The organism is Pseudarthrobacter leeuwenhoeki (assembly GCF_055412885.1).
In genome coordinates, this window is sequence record NZ_JBVAYY010000001.1 from 21567 (window position 1) to 37891 (window position 16325).

The following is a 16325-nucleotide window of genomic DNA, read 5'->3' on the forward strand; positions in this document are numbered from 1 at the left end:
GCCGCCCTATCGTCGATGCATGGCAATTCAGGACATTTACCCCACGGCGCTGCGCCTCCTCGGCCGCCCCGTGCTGGTCGTCGGCGGCGGCCCGGTCGCCGCACGCCGCGCCAAGGGACTGCTCGACGCCGGCGCCCAAGTCTCCGTCGTCGCGCCTCTGGCCTGCCCGGCCCTGACCGGCCTCGCCGACGCCGGCCTGCTCGCCTGGGAGCCGCGCACCTACCGCACGGCCGACGTCGACGGCGTCTGGTTCGTCCAGACCGCCACCGGCAACGCCGCGGTGGACGCACAGGTATCGGCCGATGCCGAGGCGCAGCGGATCTGGTGCGTCAACGCCTCCGACCACGAGGCCTCCGCCGCCTGGACGCCCGCCGTCGCCGTCGTGGACGACGTCAAGATCGCCGTGAACGCCGGGGGAGACCCGCGCCGCGCCATGGCCCTGCGGGACGCCGTCGCCACCGCCCTGGAAACCGGGGACCTGCCGCTGCGCCGGCGCCGGAGCCCGGCCGATCCAACCCCCGGCACCGTCGCGCTCGTCGGCGGAGGACCCGGGGACTCCGGGCTCATCACCGTCCGCGGCCGGCGGCTGCTGGGCCAGGCCGACGTCGTCGTCGCGGACCGCCTGGGCCCGCGCGAGCTCCTCAGCGAACTCGCCCCCGACGTCCGCGTGATCGAGGTCGGCAAGACCCCCGGCCACCACCCCGTCCCGCAGTCCGGGATCAACCGGATCCTCGTCGACGAGGCCCTGCAGGGACACCGCGTGGTCCGGCTCAAGGGCGGCGACCCGTATGTCCTGGGCCGCGGCGGCGAGGAAGCCGAGTTCTGCCGGCAGCACGGCGTCGAGGTCGAGGTGGTGTCTGGCGTCACCTCAGCCATCTCCGTCCCGGCCGCCGCCGGGATCCCGGTCACGCACCGCGGCCTGGCCAAGGGCTTCAGCGTGGTCACCGGCCACGAGGAGCTCTCCGAAGTCCCGGCCCGGGCCGACCACACCGTGATCCTGCTCATGGGCGTGGGCCAGTTGCGCGATTCCGCGGCTTCGCTGGGCCGCGCCGGTTTGCCAGCGGGGACGCCTGTTGGCATCGTAGAGAATGGTTATCTGCCGAACCAGCGGGTGACCATCGGAACGCTCGGGACCATCGCGGACCAGGCGGAGGCTGCAGGCGTCGCGAACCCCGCCGTGATCGTGATCGGTGACGTGGTCCGCGTCAGCCCGTTTGCGCCGTCGCACTTCAGGACCGCGGACTACAGCACCACCTCCCCGAACGCGCCGCGCACCACCCAGACCCGCGTCCTGACCAAGTAGCCCCGAAGACCAGTGACAGAACAAAGGAACACAGCCGTGTCAACGAACACCCCTGCAGGAACTGCTGCCCGCCCGCTGCGCATCGCCGTCGTCGGCTCCGGACCCGCCGGGGTGTACGCCGCGGACATCCTCACCAAGAGCGAGGCCGTTCGGAGCGGCGAACTCACGGTCAGCATCGACCTCTTCGACCGCTACCCGGCGCCCTACGGACTGATCCGCTACGGCGTCGCCCCGGACCACCCCCGCATCAAGGGCATCGTCAACGCCCTGCACAAGGTCCTGGACCGCGGGGACATCCGCTTCTTCGGCAACGTCGACTACGGCACGGACCTCTCTCTCGAGGACCTCCGCACGCACTACGACGCCGTCATCTTCGCCACCGGCGCCATCAAGGACGCGGACCTGAACATCCCCGGGATCGAACTCGAGGGCTCCTACGGCGGCGCCGACTTCGTCTCCTGGTACGACGGCCACCCGGACGTCCCCCGCGACTGGCCCCTGGACGCCAGGGAAATCGCGGTGATCGGCAACGGCAACGTCGCCCTCGACGTCGCCCGGATGCTCTCCAAGCACGCCGATGACCTCCTGGTCTCCGAAATCCCGGACAACGTCTACGCCGGACTGAAGTCCTCCCCGGTCACCGATGTGCACGTCTTCGGCCGCCGCGGCCCCGCCCAGGTGAAGTTCACACCGCTGGAGCTGCGCGAGCTGTCCCACTCCAAGGACGTGGACATCATCCTGTACGCCGAGGACTTCGAGTTCGACGCCGAATCGGACCGGCAGATCCAGAGCAACAACCAGACCAAAACCATGGTGGGCACGCTCACCAACTGGATCGCCGGGCAGCCCGAGGACCTCTCCGAGCTCACCGCCTCCCGCCGCCTGCACCTGCACTTCCTGCACAGCCCGGTCGAGGTGTACGGGGACAATACCGGCGAAGCCGGTGCCCCCGGCCGCGTCGCCGGCATCAAGTTCGAGCGCACCGAACTGGACGGCACGGGCCGCGCCCGCGGCACCGGCGAGGTCATCGACTACCCGGTCCAGGCCGTGTACCGCGCCATCGGCTACTTCGGTTCCTCCCTGCCCGAGGTCGAGTTCGACCACAGCAAGGGAGTGGTCCCGAACGACGGCGGCCGCGTCCTGGACGCTGCCGGCGCCCACGTGCCGGGCATCTACGCCACCGGCTGGATCAAGCGCGGCCCGGTCGGCCTGATCGGGCACACCAAGGGCGACGCCCTGGAAACCGTGACGTACCTGCTCGAGGACCGCGCAAACCTGCCGCTCGCCGCGGCACCTGCCCCGGAGGCGATAGTCGAACTGCTGGAGAACCGCGGCGTGCAGTTCACCAGCTGGGAAGGCTGGCTGGCCCTGGACGCGCACGAGCGGTCCCTCGGCGAGAAGGCGAGCGCCGACGCCGGTGCCGACGGCATCCCGCGCGAGCGCATCAAGGTGGTACCGCGCGAGGACATGGTGGAAATCTCCCGCGGCGGGGTGGCCGCGGAGGTCTGACCCCGCCCCGCATCCCCACCGCCACCAGCAACGCGGGGTCACTTCGCGCCCATCCCGGAGGGGATTATGGGCCGCAAGTGACCCCGCGTTGTTTCATGGGGGCGGGAAATGGGGGTTTAGTCAGTAGGCTTACCGTTATGGATGAGCAGCACATGCCAGGAACGACCGGACCGGGAACCCGCCGAGTCGGAGCCCTGCCATGAGGCTCCGGCACAGCAACGCGTCCGGCCGCGGGTACCGCCGGGTCGCGGCCGGGACCGGCTTCAGCTACAGGGACCTGGACGGCTCCACCCTGCAGCCCGGGCCGGTGCGCGAGCGGCTCGAGCGCATCGGCATCCCGCCGGCCTGGACGGATGTATGGATTGCGCCGTACGACAACGGGCACATCCAGGCCACCGGGCTCGACGCCGTCGGCCGGCGCCAGTACATCTACCACCCGGGCTGGCGCGAGAAAAAGGACCGGCTCAAGTTCGACCGGGCCCTCCAGCTCGCCGAAACCCTCCCGGCCGCGCGCCGGCTCGTCACTGTGGACCTGCGCTCCGAAGGCCTCACCCGGGAGCGGGTGCTGGCCGCCGCCTTCAGGATGCTGGACAGCGGCTCGCTGCGGGTCGGGTCCGAGCGCTACACGAATGAGAACGGCAGCCACGGCCTCGCCACCCTGCTTTGCGCCCACGTCGGCGTGCGCAAGGACGAGCTCCGGCTCAGTTTCCCCGCCAAGAGCGGCAAGAACTGGGAATCACGGATCGACGACGCCGACCTTGCCGCCGTCGTCCGCCAGCTCAAGCGCCGCGGCGGCAACGCCCGGCTGCTGGCCTACAGGGACGGCCGGAGCTGGCAGCCGGTGTCCAGCTCGGACATCAATCAGTACGTCAAGGAGCGCACCGGCCAGGACTTCACCGCCAAGGACTTCCGCACCCTGCGCGGGACCGTGGCCGCGGCCGCCAGCCTGGCGCGGAGCGGCCCGCAGCCCAAGGTGTCGGCCCGCAAGCGCGCGGTGAGCCGGGCCATGCTGGACGCCTCCGGCGTCCTCGGCAACACACCTTCGATCACCCGGAAGAGCTATGTGGATCCGCGGCTCCTGGACCATTTCGCCGCGGGGGAGACCATCGACCCGAAGCGGCCGGACTCCGCCGAATCCGAGGTCCGCGCCCTGCTGTACCAGGAAGGCGCCGTCGTTCCGCTGCGGAAGGCCCGGGGGTAGCTGCCGGGCAGCGTGCGGAGGGCTACAACTCCGGCGCCCGGACTATCAACTTTTTCCTAAGTGTGCTTACTATAGCCGGGACGTGGCCATTCGTGGGCCACGACTTTTCCGGATTCGAACGCAAACGATAGGAAGCTCAACATGGCAGGAAATCTCGTTGCCCGATCCATCCACGACCTGACGGCGGGTGCCTGGTTCGGCGGTTCGCTGATGGGCGCCATCGGGCTGAACGGGGCGGCGGCGGAAGCCAAGGACCCCGCCGAACGCACCCGGCTGTCGAGCCTGGGCTGGAAGAAGTGGGCCCCGGTCCAGACAGCGGCCTTCGGCGCGCACTTCCTCTCCGGCCTCGCGATCATGTGGGAAAACAAGGACCGGATGGCCAAGCAGGACGGCGTCACACGCCTCAGCGTCATCAAGTCCGTCGTCACCCTCGCCGGTGCCGGCGTGAGCCTGTACGCCGGGCTTCAGGGCGCCAAGGTGGACAAGCTGGCCAGCGAAGGTGCCAAGGGCGCCACCGAGCCCAAGCCTGGCGCCTCCGAGGAACTCCGCTCCGCACAGCAGCAGCTGAAGATCCTCCAGTGGGCCATCCCCGTTTTTGCCGGCGCGGTGATTGTCATGGGCGCCAAGCACGGCGAAATGCAGCGTCCCAAGAACGTTTTCGCGGGCCTCGCACGCTAGCCGAACGCTAGCCGCGGATTAGCCGCGCGGCCGTCAGCGGCAACACAAAGGCCTCCGCGCCGGAACGGTATTCCGGCGCGGAGGCCTTTGCGTTGCCCGCTGCAGCTACTGCTGGATCCACTCCGCGCAGGAGTTCAGGTTCCGGTGGACGCTCTCGACGGCGGCCGTCTCGTCGTGCGCGGCGATGGCGTCGACGAGTTCGCCGTGGCCTTCGTGCGGGAGGCCGTTGAAGCCGGCGCGGCCCTGCTGCCGGAGCAGGTCGGCGTGGAAGACGACGCCGAAGCTGACGTACAGCTCGTGCAGCAGCGGATTGCCCGAGGCCTGCGCCACGTGGACATGGAAGTCCCAGTCGGCCCGGGCCCAGCCGGCGTAGTCCTCGGCCAGCCAGGCGAGGCGGCGCGCCTCCAGCAGTCCGCGCATCACCTCGACGTCGTCGGCGGTGCCGTGGCGGGCGGCGAGCCGGGCGGCCTGCGTGTCCAGCCCGACCCGGACCTCCAGGATGTGTACCTGCGAGTGGTCCCGGTACATACGCTGGGCGGCGCCGGAAATCTCGCTGGTGGCGCGGACGTAGGTGCCGTCGCCGCGCCGGACCTCGAGCATGCCGCTGTGCGCGAGCGCCTTGATGGCCTCGCGCAGGGTGCCCCGCGAGATCCCGAGGGCGGCCATGAGCTCGGGTTCGGCCGGAATCCGCTGCTGCAGCGGCCATTCGCCCGAATGGATCAGCTCCCGCAGCTTGGCGGTGATCTCCTCCACCAGCGGCGCCCGGTGCGACGTGGTGAGTGTCATGACTGTCCCTCCCGGGCGGAGACCAGGGTGGCCGCCCCGGCAGTCTGCGGCTTCGCGGGCCCCGGCTCTCCAGTACTCGGTTCCCCCGGCTCCGGGCGGCGGGGGACCTTGGGCCTGGCCGTCAGGAGGTGCCCGACGGCGATCTGGCCCAGGGCCACGGCGAGCAGCAGGATCAGCGGCAGCGTCCAGGAGCCGGTGGCGCTGTGCAGCAGTCCCATGCCGAAGGGGCCGAGCGTCGCCAGCAGGTAGCCCGCAGACTGCGCGACCGTGGACAGGGCGGTGGTTTCGGCGGTGGTGCGGCCGCTGCGGCTGATCATGACCATCACGAGCGGGAAGATGCCCAAGCCGAAGCCGAGCAGCACCGCGGTCAGCGGCGCCCAGGAGACCGGCAGGACCAGCATGGAGGAAACGCCCGCGGCCATCGTGACCGTGGCCAGGTAGAAAGCGGTGCGCAGCATCCGGGGGCGTGAACCGATCGCGACCAGCACCATGCCGGCCGGGACGGAGACGAGCTGCATCAGGCCGAACATCAGCCCGCCCTCGGAAGCCGTCAGGCCCAGGGTGACCAGCATGTAGGGGAACCAGCTCAGCACGGCGTAGGCCAGCAAGGCCTGGACCGTGAAGCCGAGTGTGATCAGCACGCCCGTGCGGGTCCGCAGCAGGGGCCAGGGGGACACCCGGCCGGCCTTGACGGCGGGCGCATTGCGGTGGGCATGCAGCGCGATCGGCAGGAAGCCGAGGCAGGCGCCCAGCGCCAGGAAGCCGATCGCTCCGACACCGGCGGAGGGCGAGCCGAGCTGCTGCGCGACCGGGACGATCAGCACGGCCACGACGGTCGCTCCCGTGGTCATGGTCACGGTATACAGGGCTGTCATCAGCGACGTCCGGTGCGCGAAATAGACCCGGATGAAGGATGGCATCGCCACGTTGCAGACCGCCAGCCCGGACATCCCGACGACGGTGCCCGCCATCAACATGCCGGTGGAAGGAATCCCGCGGAGCAGCAGCCCGGCCGCGAGCAGCACGAGGGAGAGCAGGATCGCCTTCTCGAGCCCCAGACGCCGGGTGAGCCACGAGGTTGCGGCACCGGCGACGGCGAAGGACAGTGTGGGAATCGAGGGGATGATGGCGGCGATCAGCGGCCCGTAGCCCAGGACCGCCTGCAGGTCGTGCAGGAGCGCGGCGGCGCCGGTGATTCCGGCGCGCAGGTTGAGGCCGATCAGCACAATCGCGACGACTCCGGCGATGACCACGCCGCGCGGTGCGCGCACGACGGCGGGAGGTGCTGTGACGGCGGGAGGTGCTGTCTGGGGTGGGGCGGACGCCGCCGTGCTGCTAGCCATCCCTAAAGGTTAGACGTTTGATGTTTGCGCTTTCACCTTTAGTGGCGAACATCTCGGCACGCGACGCGGACGTGGCGCGGGCGTGGCTGCGGCGCCCTCCAACAAGCAACGCGGGGTCACATCGCGCCCAAGATGGGGCCCGGGATGGGCGCGATGTGACCCCGCGTTGCTTTGGGTGGGATGGGGTCAGTGCGGGTTACGGGCGCCGAGGCGCTGCACGGCCAGTGCGAGCCACAGCTGCACCCGGTCCGCGGTCTGGGCCGGGTCGTAGCCGGTGAGCTCGGTGATCTGGGCCAGCCGGTAGCGGACCGTGTTCCGGTGCAGCGTGAGCTCCTCGGCCACGGCCGCCACCGAACCGTTGTTGTTCAGGTAGCTCTCCAGCGTCGCCAGCAGCTCCGCGCCGTGGGCGGCATCGAAGCTCCGCAGCGGATTGAGGGACTCGTTCGCCATGTCCGCCAGCGGCACATCCTCGCTGGCCAGCAGCAGCGAAGTCAGGCTCAGCCGCTCCGGCGCGTTCACGGGCAGGCCGTGGCTCGCCGCGTCGCGGGCCTCAAAATAGCTCCAGCGCAGCCCGTTGGGTTTCGTGTAGGCGCCGCCGATCCCGATCGTGGCGTGGATCCCGGCTTCGGCCAGATGGTCGCTGAGGCTCCTGGCCAGCGCGCCGGCGCCGCTGCCGTCGTCGGGGATCACCACCACCAGGTCCTTGCCGACGACGGCGCTCACCGACTCTTCCAGCGGCTGCGGCAGCGAGGACGTGCCCAGCTGCTTGGCGTGCGCGGCGGACTCGGCCAGCAGGACGACGTTCCTGCGGGTGCTGGTGACGCCGATGCCGGCGAGCCGACGGGTGGCCTCGCTCGGCTCCAGGGTCCCGTGGATCACGTCATCGAGAACCTGCCCGGCCAGGGCGCGCTGGGACTGGCGCTGCTTGACCATGTTGTTGAGCTCGACGCTGATCAGGTTCTGGGCGTAGCCCACGATCCCCGAGTCCTCGAAGGGCTGCTTCACCCACAGCGTGCACGCGTCGCGGCGGCCGGTGGGAATCGGGAAGGATGCCCAGCCCCCGGCGCCCGGCGCGGGATGGTCGGGCCCGCTGTTGTAGAGCTGGGCGGTGAACTGGGTCAGCACGATCTCGGTCCGCAGCATGGACCCGAGGTGCTTGAGGAGTTCGGCGAGGCCGCCGCCGGTGAGCAGGGCGCGGGCCAGGACCTGGTGGCCGGCGATGAGCCGCTCCAGCTTGGTGAAGTGGTCCGCGGCCTGGGCGTCGGAGACGAGCTTGCCGATCGCGATGAACGGCGTCTCATACGGCACCTCCACCACCGGCAGCCCCCAGCGGTTGGCCTCGGCAATCAGGGCCGGCGGCACGGCGTCGTGCGTGAGGCCGATCCCGAAGCCGATGCCCACCGCCCCGGCGCGCTGGACCTGGCGGACGAAGCGGCGCTGCTCCGGGGCGCTCCTGAGCCGCATGCCGGTGGTGAGTACCAGTTCGCCGCCGTTGAGGAAGCGCTGCGGGTCCTCCTGCTCGGTGACGGCCACCCAGGCAATGTCCTGGTGCCAGGTGGTCTCAGCGAGGCCGGCCTTCGCGAGTTTGAGGGATGGCACCGCCAGCAGGGCGGCAAGTGAAATGGCCATGGAGTCAGGATACCGGGCGCTGGGCAAGCGCACTAAAAATTGGCGGCAACGGTGTGCAGGTGACTATTCCCCGGGGTTGACCGGCTGGCATAGGCTCGGAGCAGTCTCATTGGGTCCTTTTCAGCGCGAAAGAGGTTGTACACCGTGGTTCAAACCTTGCAGAACTTCATCAACGGCGAGTTCGTCACCCCTGCCGGAACCGGGATGCTGGACATCGTCAACCCCACCAACGGCGAGGTCGTGGCGAAGTCGCCGGTCTCGGGTCAGGCCGACGTCGACGCCGCCATGACCGCCGCGAAGGACGCCTTCAAGAGCTGGAAGCACACGACGCCGGGGCAGCGCCAGCTGATGCTGCTCAAGCTCGCCGACGCCGTCGAGGCGAACAGCGACGAACTCGTCCAGGCCCAGCACCGGAACACCGGCCAGGTCCGGTCCCTGATCGCCTCCGAGGAAGTTGCCGCCGGAGCGGACCAGTTGCGCTTCTTCGCCGGCGCCGCCCGCATTCTGGAGGGAAAGTCCGCCGGAGAGTACTTCGAGGGCCACACCTCCTACGTCCGGCGCGAACCGATCGGCGTCGTCGCCCAGGTCGCGCCCTGGAACTACCCGTTCCTGATGGCCATCTGGAAGATCGGCCCCGCCCTGGCCGCGGGCAACACCGTGGTCCTCAAGCCCTCGGACACCACCCCGGAATCCACCCTCGTCCTGGCCCGGCTCGCCGGCGGGATTTTCCCGGCCGGCGTGTTCAACGTCGTCCTGGGCACCGGCGAGACCGGCGCCCTGATGGTGGACCACAAGGTCCCCGGCCTGGTCTCCATCACCGGCTCCGTCCGGGCCGGCATCGCCGTCGCCTCCGGCGCCGCGAAGGGCCTCAAGCGCGCCCACCTCGAGCTCGGCGGCAAGGCCCCCGCCGTGGTGTTCGCCGACGCCGACATCACCAAGAGCGCCGCAGCCATCGCCGAGTTCGCCTTCTTCAACGCCGGCCAGGACTGCACCGCGATCGCCCGGGTGCTGGTCCAGGACACCGCCTACGACGATCTCGTGGCGGCCCTGGTGGAGCACACCAAGACCCTCCGCACCGGCTCGCAGAACGACGAAGACAACTACTTCGGCCCGCTGAACAACGTCAACCACTTCAACACGGTCAAGACCCTGGTGGAGTCCCTCCCGGACAACTGCCGGATCGAGACCGGCGGCCACCAGGCCGGGGACAAGGGGTTCTTCTTCGAGCCCACCATCGTCAGCGGCGCCAAGCAGAGCGACGACATCGTGCAGAAGGAAGCGTTCGGCCCGGTCATCACGGTGCAGAAGTTCAGCACCGAGGAGGAAGCCGTGGAGATGGCGAACGACGTCGACTACGCCCTCGCCTCCAGCGTCTGGACCGCCAACCACGGCAGGGCCATGCGCCTGAGCCGTGACCTGGACTTCGGCGCCGTCTGGATCAACACGCACATCCTCCTCACCGCCGAAATGCCGCACGGAGGATTCAAGCAGTCCGGCTACGGCAAGGACCTCTCCATGTACGGCGTGGAGGACTACACCCGCATTAAGCACGTGATGAGTGCGCTGGACGCCTAACGCCAACGCATCACCCGCTGGCACCGCACAAATGCACAGCTCCGCCGCCTAACCAGCACGCTAGAAAGGCTTTTCCATGACCACCACCGCGAATGACATCACCTACCGTCTTGAGCAGAAGCGCCGCGTCCAGGCCGATTTCCCGGGCCCGAAGTCCGTTGCCCTGACCGCGCGCCGCAAGGCCGTTGTCGCCGCCGGCGTCGCGTCCAGCGTCCCGGTGTTCGTCGCCGACGCCGACGGCGGCATCATCCAGGACGTCGACGGCAACTCCTTCATCGACCTCGGCTCCGGCATTGCCGTGACCAGCGTCGGCGCCTCCGACCCCGCCGTCGTCGGCGCGGTGAAGGAAGCCGTGGAGCACTTCACCCACACCTGCTTTATGGTCACGCCCTACGAGGGCTACGTCGCCGTCGCCGAGCAGCTGAACCGGATCACCCCGGGCGACCACGAGAAGCGCACCGTACTGTTCAACTCCGGCGCCGAAGCCGTCGAGAACGCCGTCAAGGTGGCCCGCCTGGCCACCGGCCGGGACGCCGTCGTCGCCTTCGACCACGCCTACCACGGCCGCACCAACCTGACCATGGCGCTGACCGCCAAGGCCATGCCCTACAAAACCAACTTCGGCCCCTTCGCGCCCGAGGTCTACCGCATGCCGATGAGCTACCCCTACCGCGAGGAAAACCCGGCGATCACCGGTGCCGAGGCCGCCAAGCGCGCCATCACCATGATCGAGAAGCAGATCGGCGGCGAGCAGGTGGCCGCGATCATCATCGAACCCATCCAGGGCGAGGGCGGCTTCATCGTCCCCGCCGAGGGCTTCCTCCCCGCGCTGGCCGCGTGGGCCAAGGACAAGGGCATCGTCTTCATCGCCGACGAGGTCCAGTCCGGCTTCTGCCGCACCGGCGAATGGTTTGCCGTGAACCACGAGGGCGTCGTCCCGGACATCATCACGATGGCCAAGGGCATCGCCGGCGGCATGCCGCTCTCCGCCATCACCGGCCGCGCGGAGCTGCTCGACGCCGTCCACCCGGGCGGCCTCGGCGGCACCTACGGCGGCAACCCGGTGGCGTGCGCCGCGGCGCTGGCATCCATCGGCTCCATGGAGCAGTACGGCCTCAACGCCCGTGCCAGGCACATCGAGGAGGTTGCCCTCGGCAAGCTGCGCGAGCTGGCCTCCGAACAGACCGTGATCGGCGATGTCCGCGGCCGCGGCGCGATGCTGGCGATCGAACTGGTCCAGGCCGGCTCGAAGGAACCGAACCCGGACCTGACCAAGGCTGTCGCCGCGGCATGCCTCAAGGAGGGCGTCATCATCCTCACCTGCGGCACCTACGGCAACGTCATCCGGCTTCTGCCGCCGCTGGTCATCAGCGACGAGCTGCTGCTGGACGGCCTCCAGGTTCTGGCCGCGGCCATCAAGGCGAACGCCTGACATAGCCGGCGGGCCTGGCACCCGGCCAGCCGGCCGCCCGACATGTAAGAACGCAGTAAAGCCGCGGACGAAACCGTCCGCGGCTTTACTGCGTTAAGCTGCCCTGCTGCGCTACCCGCGCTGTCTCCCGGGAGCTACTTCCAGTAGGTGGCGTCGAGCTGGACCGCAACGACGTAGACGTGCTGGCCCTGCTCGATCTTCTCCACTTCGTAGACCCGCACCTTGGTCTCCGGAACTGTCTCCCTGGGCTGGCCGACGCCGATCCCGTAGCTGAGGAACCCCTCGTAGTCCCCGGCCGGAACGTAACTCGTCAAGGCCGTGTAGCCGAGGTATTCCGGCGGCTGGGTCTTGATGGTGCTCGCTGCGCCGTCGGAGGTGTGGGCGCCCGTTCCCTGGAACACCACCTGCAGAATTGCTCCGGTGCCGGGCATCGGGAGCCGGAAGCCGCTCGCGTCCTGGATCAGCTCGGGCACGAATGCAATGGTGTAGCTGGGGAACGTCCCTTCGAACCGGAAGCTGAGCTGGTCATAGGCCGGCGATTCCGAAGGGTGCTGCCCGGCGCCAATGGCGACCAGGCTCTTGGAGCCTGGGGTTGGCGGATCGTCATGGGTGACGGTGAAAGGCCGGCCCGGTCCGGGCCAGGCCCAGTCGTGGGTGATCCTCGAGGAGATCACCTTGTCACCCGATTGCGGCGGGGCGGTTGCGTCAGTATCAGCCGGAACGGTGGCGGACGCGGAGGGAGCCGGCATCGACGTGGCAGGGGTGGAAGAGGAAGTGGTGGACGTGGCAGCGGGCGGGCTGGTTCCGCCGGATGGTGGTGCGGGCGGCGAACAGGCGGTGAGGGCCAGCAACAGTGCCAGCATCCCGACCCCGGCGCTCCGTGCACTGCTGTGGTTCTTCCCGGGATTATTCGCACCCATGATGAGTTCCCCTCGACCCCGCCAGCATAGGCGCGGGTGGTTGCCCTGCGCAGGGCCGAAAGTCACGAACCGGCACCGCCAATTCCGGGTCCCGCTGGGCTAGAGTCGTTCCTACCACTGCAGGAACGCAGACCGGCCGACGTCGCCCGGAGCCCCCGGAGCAAAGCTGGCTTCTGCCACAGACCCATAAGGGGTTCATACATGCGATACGTAGTTGGCTACACCCCCAGCGACCGCGGCGCCGACGCCGTCGCCCTGGCTTCCGCGATGGCCCGCGCCCAGGGCGCGCACCTTGACCTTGTCTACGTCGTGGACCGGAAAACCCCCTACGTCGCGATGAATCCGGAGGGAAACCGGGTCAGCGCCGCGGAGCAGGAAGTTCTCACCGCCGAACGCGAGGGCCTGTCCCTCATCCCCAAGGACCTCGAGGCCCGGTTCCATGTCCGCCAGGCCGACTCGCACGCCGCTGGCCTCATCGAGGCGGCCCTGGAATACAAGGCCGGCCTGATCGTTGTGGGTGCCGCCAGCGCCGGGCTGTTCAAGCGGTACACGATTGGCAGCGCGGCCAACGCCCTGCTCCATGCCTCGCCCGTTCCGGTGGCGCTGGCCCCCCGGGGCTACCACCGCACGGAGCCGATTACGCGGCTGACCCTCGCGGTGGGCCAGCGCGCCGGCTCGGAGGCGGCGATCGACGTCGCGATCGAATCGTCTGAACGCCGCGGGGTACCGCTGCGGCTGGTCTCCCTCGTGGAACTCGACGCCCACGGGGAGAGCGGCGAGAACATCAACGCTGCACACGTCCACGCCAATACCGTCCTGACGGCAGCCGCGCACCGGCTCCCGGCCGGGCACCACGTCACCGTCGAAGTTGCCCACGGGCGCACCATCGAGGAAGCGATCGACGACCTCGACTGGGACGAAGGCGAGGTCCTGATTGTGGGCTCGTCGCGTCTCGCGGAAAAGAACAAAATGTTCATCGGCAGCACGGCCCACAAGGTGCTCCTGGCCCTGCCGGTACCCATGGTGGTGGTCCCGCGCGACTACGTGCGGATTGACACCAGCCCGAAGGACTGACCGCCGGGCGCTGCGCCCGCCGCCTGGGTCAGCCTCAGGCGGCGGCGCGGGCCAGTTTCCGGGTGACGGAGTTCTTCCGGGTGATCAGCAGCATGTCCACGGTGAGCACCAGCAGCGCCAACCAGACGATGCTGAAGCCGATCCAGCGGTCCGTCGTCATTGGCTCGTGGAATACGGCCAGGGCCACGATGAACTGCAGCACGGGGGCGAAGTACTGCAGCAGGCCGATCGTGGTCATCGGCAGCCGCCGGGCAGAGGCGCCGAAGAACAGCAACGGCACGGCGGTGATGATGCCCGACGCCGCGAGGAGCCAGAAGTGCGCGGTGCCGTAGGCAACCAGTGTCGCGGCCCCGGTGAGCGCCAGGATGACCATCGCGGCGGCCGCCACCGGCGCCAGCACGATCGTCTCGACGGTGAGGCTGGTGATCGCATCGGCGCGCGGGCCGACGCGCTTCTTGACGAAGCCGTAGAGGCCGAAGCTCAGCGCCAGGGTCAAGGCGATCCACGGCGGCTTGCCGTAGGAAACGGTCAGGACGCCCACGGCAATGAAGCCGATTCCGACGGCGGCCCACTGCAGCGGACGCAGCCTTTCCTTCAGCACCACCACGCCCAGCAGGACCGAGACGAGCGGGTTGATGAAGTAGCCCAGCGAGGCTTCGACGGCCTGCCCGGTGGTCACGCCGTACACATAGGTCAGCCAGTTGACCGCGATCAGGACCGCGGCGATGGACAGCGGGAGGATCAGCGTGCGGTTCCGGAATGCGGCGCCCAGGACCCGCCAGGAGCGGGTGATGGTGATCAGCAAGGTGCAGAACAGCAGCGACCAGAGCACGCGGTTGGCCACGATTTCCACCGCACCGGCCGGTTGCAGCAGGAAGAAGTAGAGGGGCATCAGCCCCCACAGGCCGTAAGCGCCGATCCCGAAGATGATTCCCGCCGTCGTGTCCGCGTCCACGGCCTTGAGGACGGCCGGCGGGCGCTTCGACGGGCTTCCGCCGGGAGCTGCGGTGCCCGGAGTGCTCAGAGCGGCGGGGGAGGGGGAACGGTCAGAGGTAGGCACAAGATCAATAACACCACCTGCGGGACCCCTATTCCAGCCTTTCGGCTCCGGGACGCCCGGCGCCGGCCGCGGATCCCTGCGATGTCGGTCACCGGGGCGCCCATACTCTCCGGCGGACATTTAGAATGGGGGTTTATGCGCTGCATGAGCCGGCGCCGTCGCTAAGACTCAGAAGGGCTTCCGGTGTCCAACTCGGCCGAATCCACGTCCAAGAGCACGTCCAACAGCTCGTCCAACCGTCCGCTCCGCGTTGCGATTGTTGGCGCCGGACCGGCCGGCGTCTACGCCGCGGACATCCTGACCAAGTCCAACGAAGTCAAGGACGGCGACTTCGAGGTCAGCATCGACCTTTTCGAGGCATACCCGGCCCCGTACGGCCTGATCCGTTACGGCGTAGCCCCGGACCACCCCCGGATTAAGGGGATCGTGAATGCGCTGCACAAAGTCCTGGACCGCGGCGACATCCGCTTCCTTGGCAACGTCACCTACGGTCGTGACCTGACACTGCACGATTTCCGCGCCTTCTACGACGCCGTGATCTTTTCCACCGGTGCCATCAAGGACGCGGACCTGGACATTCCCGGCGTCGGGCTGGAGGGGTCCTTTGGCGGGGCCGACTTCGTCTCCTGGTACGACGGGCACCCCGACGTTCCGCGCGACTGGCCGCTGGAGGCCAAGGAGATCGCGGTGATCGGCAACGGCAACGTCGCCCTCGACGTGGCCCGGATGCTGGTCAAGCACGCCGACGACCTGCTGGTCACGGAGATCCCGGACAACGTCTACCGGGCGCTCAAGAATTCCCCGGTCACGGACGTCCACGTGTTCGGCCGCCGCGGCCCCGCCCAGGTCAAGTTCACGCCGCTGGAACTGCGCGAACTCTCCCACGCCCGGGACGTCGACATCGTCCTGTACCCGGAGGACTTCGAGTTCGACGAGGCCTCGGATGAGGCGATCCGCAGCAACAACCAGATCCGCACCATGGTCAACACCCTGACGAACTGGCTCGTCGAAGAGCACGCTGAGGCCGAGGAACCGTCCTCCCGCCGGCTGCACCTGCACTTCCTGCACAGTCCGGTGGAAATCTTTGGCACAACGGGCGACGCCGCCCACCCCGGCCAGGTCACCGGCATCAGGTTCGAGCGCATGCAGCTGGACGGCACCGGCAGCGTCAAAGGCACGGGGGAGTACCTCGACTACCCGGTCCAGGCCGTCTACCGCGCGATCGGCTACCACGGCTCCCCGCTGGACGAACTGGAATACGATGCCCGCCGCGGCGTCATCCCCAACGAGGGCGGCCGGGTGCTCGACGCCGAGGGCAACCCCGTCCCCGGCATCTACGCGACCGGCTGGATCAAGCGCGGCCCCGTCGGCCTGATCGGCCACACCAAGGGCGACGCGCTGGAGACCATCGGCTTCCTCCTCGAGGACCGGCTGAGCCTGCCCCCGGCGCAGAACCCGGACCCGCAGGCGATCATCGACCTCCTCGCGGAGCGCGGGGTCGAATACACCACCTGGGAAGGCTGGAACAGGCTCGACGCCCACGAGCTGGCCCTCGGCGCGGAGTGGTCCGCCTCCGGGGACGCCAACGGGATTGTGCGCGAACGCATCAAGGTGGTTCCCCGCGGGGACATGGTGCAGATCTCCCGCGGCTGAGTGCCGGACCGATCGCGCGGCGCGGATTGTCCCGCGATGCGCGAAAACACTGGCGCGCCCGTATTCCGGCATCGACAGCGCCATGGTGCGTCGCGGGATACCTGGCGCATCGCGGAACAGTCGGTGCAGCGCAGGACCGTTCGCGCATCGTGGAGCCGGCCC

The 16325-nt window shown here is 69.1% G+C and carries 13 protein-coding genes; 8 read left to right on the forward strand and 5 right to left on the reverse strand.

Translation table 11 applies throughout. From position 1 onward, the window contains the following. Nucleotides 1-19 precede the first annotated feature (19 nt). From cobA to ACZYX4_RS00115, 4 genes are all read left to right on the forward strand, one after another. Complete coding sequence (gene cobA / locus ACZYX4_RS00100) at nt 20-1303, forward strand: uroporphyrinogen-III C-methyltransferase (protein ID WP_463872808.1); 1284 nt, start codon at nt 20-22, stop codon at nt 1301-1303. 36 nt (nt 1304-1339) lie between these two features. Beyond that, on the forward strand, nt 1340-2812 hold the full coding sequence (locus ACZYX4_RS00105) for an FAD-dependent oxidoreductase (RefSeq protein ID WP_463872809.1): 1473 nt from the start codon (nt 1340-1342) through the stop codon (nt 2810-2812). A 199-nt stretch (nt 2813-3011) separates the two neighbouring features. Continuing rightward, a complete protein-coding gene (locus ACZYX4_RS00110; RefSeq protein WP_463872811.1) occupies nt 3012-4013 on the forward strand; it encodes a DNA topoisomerase IB in 1002 nt (333 codons plus the stop codon). A gap of 141 nt (nt 4014-4154) precedes the next feature. Next, nucleotides 4155-4691 (forward strand): hypothetical protein, encoded by a 537-nt coding sequence (locus ACZYX4_RS00115; RefSeq protein WP_463872813.1) that lies wholly within the window; start codon nt 4155-4157, stop codon nt 4689-4691. 105 nt (nt 4692-4796) lie between these two features. Here ACZYX4_RS00115 and ACZYX4_RS00120 read toward each other — a convergent pair whose 3' ends face one another. From ACZYX4_RS00120 to ACZYX4_RS00130, 3 genes are all read right to left on the reverse strand, one after another. Further along, a complete protein-coding gene (locus ACZYX4_RS00120) occupies nt 4797-5477 on the reverse strand; it encodes a FadR/GntR family transcriptional regulator (protein WP_463872816.1) in 681 nt (226 codons plus the stop codon). Then, a complete protein-coding gene (locus tag ACZYX4_RS00125; protein ID WP_463872818.1) occupies nt 5474-6820 on the reverse strand; it encodes an MFS transporter in 1347 nt (448 codons plus the stop codon). The genes ACZYX4_RS00120 and ACZYX4_RS00125 overlap by 4 nt, the downstream gene beginning before the upstream one ends. Nucleotides 6821-7006: 186 nt before the next feature. Further along, nucleotides 7007-8449 carry a PucR family transcriptional regulator gene (locus ACZYX4_RS00130; protein WP_463872820.1) on the reverse strand — a complete coding sequence of 481 codons (1443 nt, stop codon included), beginning with the start codon at nt 8447-8449 and terminating at the stop codon, nt 7007-7009. A 144-nt stretch (nt 8450-8593) separates the two neighbouring features. Between ACZYX4_RS00130 and ACZYX4_RS00135 the strand changes: the two genes are divergently transcribed. Further along, nucleotides 8594-10024 carry a gamma-aminobutyraldehyde dehydrogenase gene (locus tag ACZYX4_RS00135; RefSeq protein WP_463872821.1) on the forward strand — a complete coding sequence of 477 codons (1431 nt, stop codon included), beginning with the start codon at nt 8594-8596 and terminating at the stop codon, nt 10022-10024. A 76-nt stretch (nt 10025-10100) separates the two neighbouring features. Further along, nucleotides 10101-11456 (forward strand): 4-aminobutyrate--2-oxoglutarate transaminase, encoded by a 1356-nt coding sequence (gene gabT, locus ACZYX4_RS00140; RefSeq protein WP_463872823.1) that lies wholly within the window; start codon nt 10101-10103, stop codon nt 11454-11456. A gap of 134 nt (nt 11457-11590) precedes the next feature. On the opposite strand, the gene ACZYX4_RS00145 is transcribed toward gabT, so the two are convergent. Beyond that, nucleotides 11591-12376: an AMIN-like domain-containing (lipo)protein gene (locus ACZYX4_RS00145; protein WP_463872824.1), complete on the reverse strand. Its 786-nt coding sequence runs from the start codon at nt 12374-12376 to the stop codon at nt 11591-11593. 201 nt (nt 12377-12577) lie between these two features. Here ACZYX4_RS00145 and ACZYX4_RS00150 point away from each other — a divergent pair, with 201 nt between their 5' ends. Beyond that, nucleotides 12578-13450 carry a universal stress protein gene (locus ACZYX4_RS00150; protein WP_463872826.1) on the forward strand — a complete coding sequence of 291 codons (873 nt, stop codon included), beginning with the start codon at nt 12578-12580 and terminating at the stop codon, nt 13448-13450. A gap of 34 nt (nt 13451-13484) precedes the next feature. On the opposite strand, the gene rarD is transcribed toward ACZYX4_RS00150, so the two are convergent. Beyond that, complete coding sequence (rarD, locus tag ACZYX4_RS00155; RefSeq protein ID WP_463873187.1) at nt 13485-14405, reverse strand: EamA family transporter RarD; 921 nt, start codon at nt 14403-14405, stop codon at nt 13485-13487. Nucleotides 14406-14693: 288 nt separating this feature from the next. Here rarD and ACZYX4_RS00160 point away from each other — a divergent pair, with 288 nt between their 5' ends. Next, on the forward strand, nt 14694-16163 hold the full coding sequence (locus ACZYX4_RS00160; RefSeq protein WP_463872828.1) for an FAD-dependent oxidoreductase: 1470 nt from the start codon (nt 14694-14696) through the stop codon (nt 16161-16163). Nucleotides 16164-16325 lie beyond the last annotated feature (162 nt).

Coding starts and splice junctions, on each gene's coding strand:
- gabT (WP_463872823.1), top strand. CDS start 10,101: ATGACCACCACCGCGAATGACATCACCTACCGTCTTGAGCAGAAGCGC.
- ACZYX4_RS00120 (WP_463872816.1), bottom strand. CDS start 5,477: ATGACACTCACCACGTCGCACCGGGCGCCGCTGGTGGAGGAGATCACC.
- ACZYX4_RS00125 (WP_463872818.1), bottom strand. CDS start 6,820: ATGGCTAGCAGCACGGCGGCGTCCGCCCCACCCCAGACAGCACCTCCC.
- ACZYX4_RS00110 (WP_463872811.1), top strand. CDS start 3,012: ATGAGGCTCCGGCACAGCAACGCGTCCGGCCGCGGGTACCGCCGGGTC.
- ACZYX4_RS00115 (WP_463872813.1), top strand. CDS start 4,155: ATGGCAGGAAATCTCGTTGCCCGATCCATCCACGACCTGACGGCGGGT.
- ACZYX4_RS00150 (WP_463872826.1), top strand. CDS start 12,578: ATGCGATACGTAGTTGGCTACACCCCCAGCGACCGCGGCGCCGACGCC.
- ACZYX4_RS00130 (WP_463872820.1), bottom strand. CDS start 8,449: ATGGCCATTTCACTTGCCGCCCTGCTGGCGGTGCCATCCCTCAAACTC.
- ACZYX4_RS00145 (WP_463872824.1), bottom strand. CDS start 12,376: ATGGGTGCGAATAATCCCGGGAAGAACCACAGCAGTGCACGGAGCGCC.
- cobA (WP_463872808.1), top strand. CDS start 20: ATGGCAATTCAGGACATTTACCCCACGGCGCTGCGCCTCCTCGGCCGC.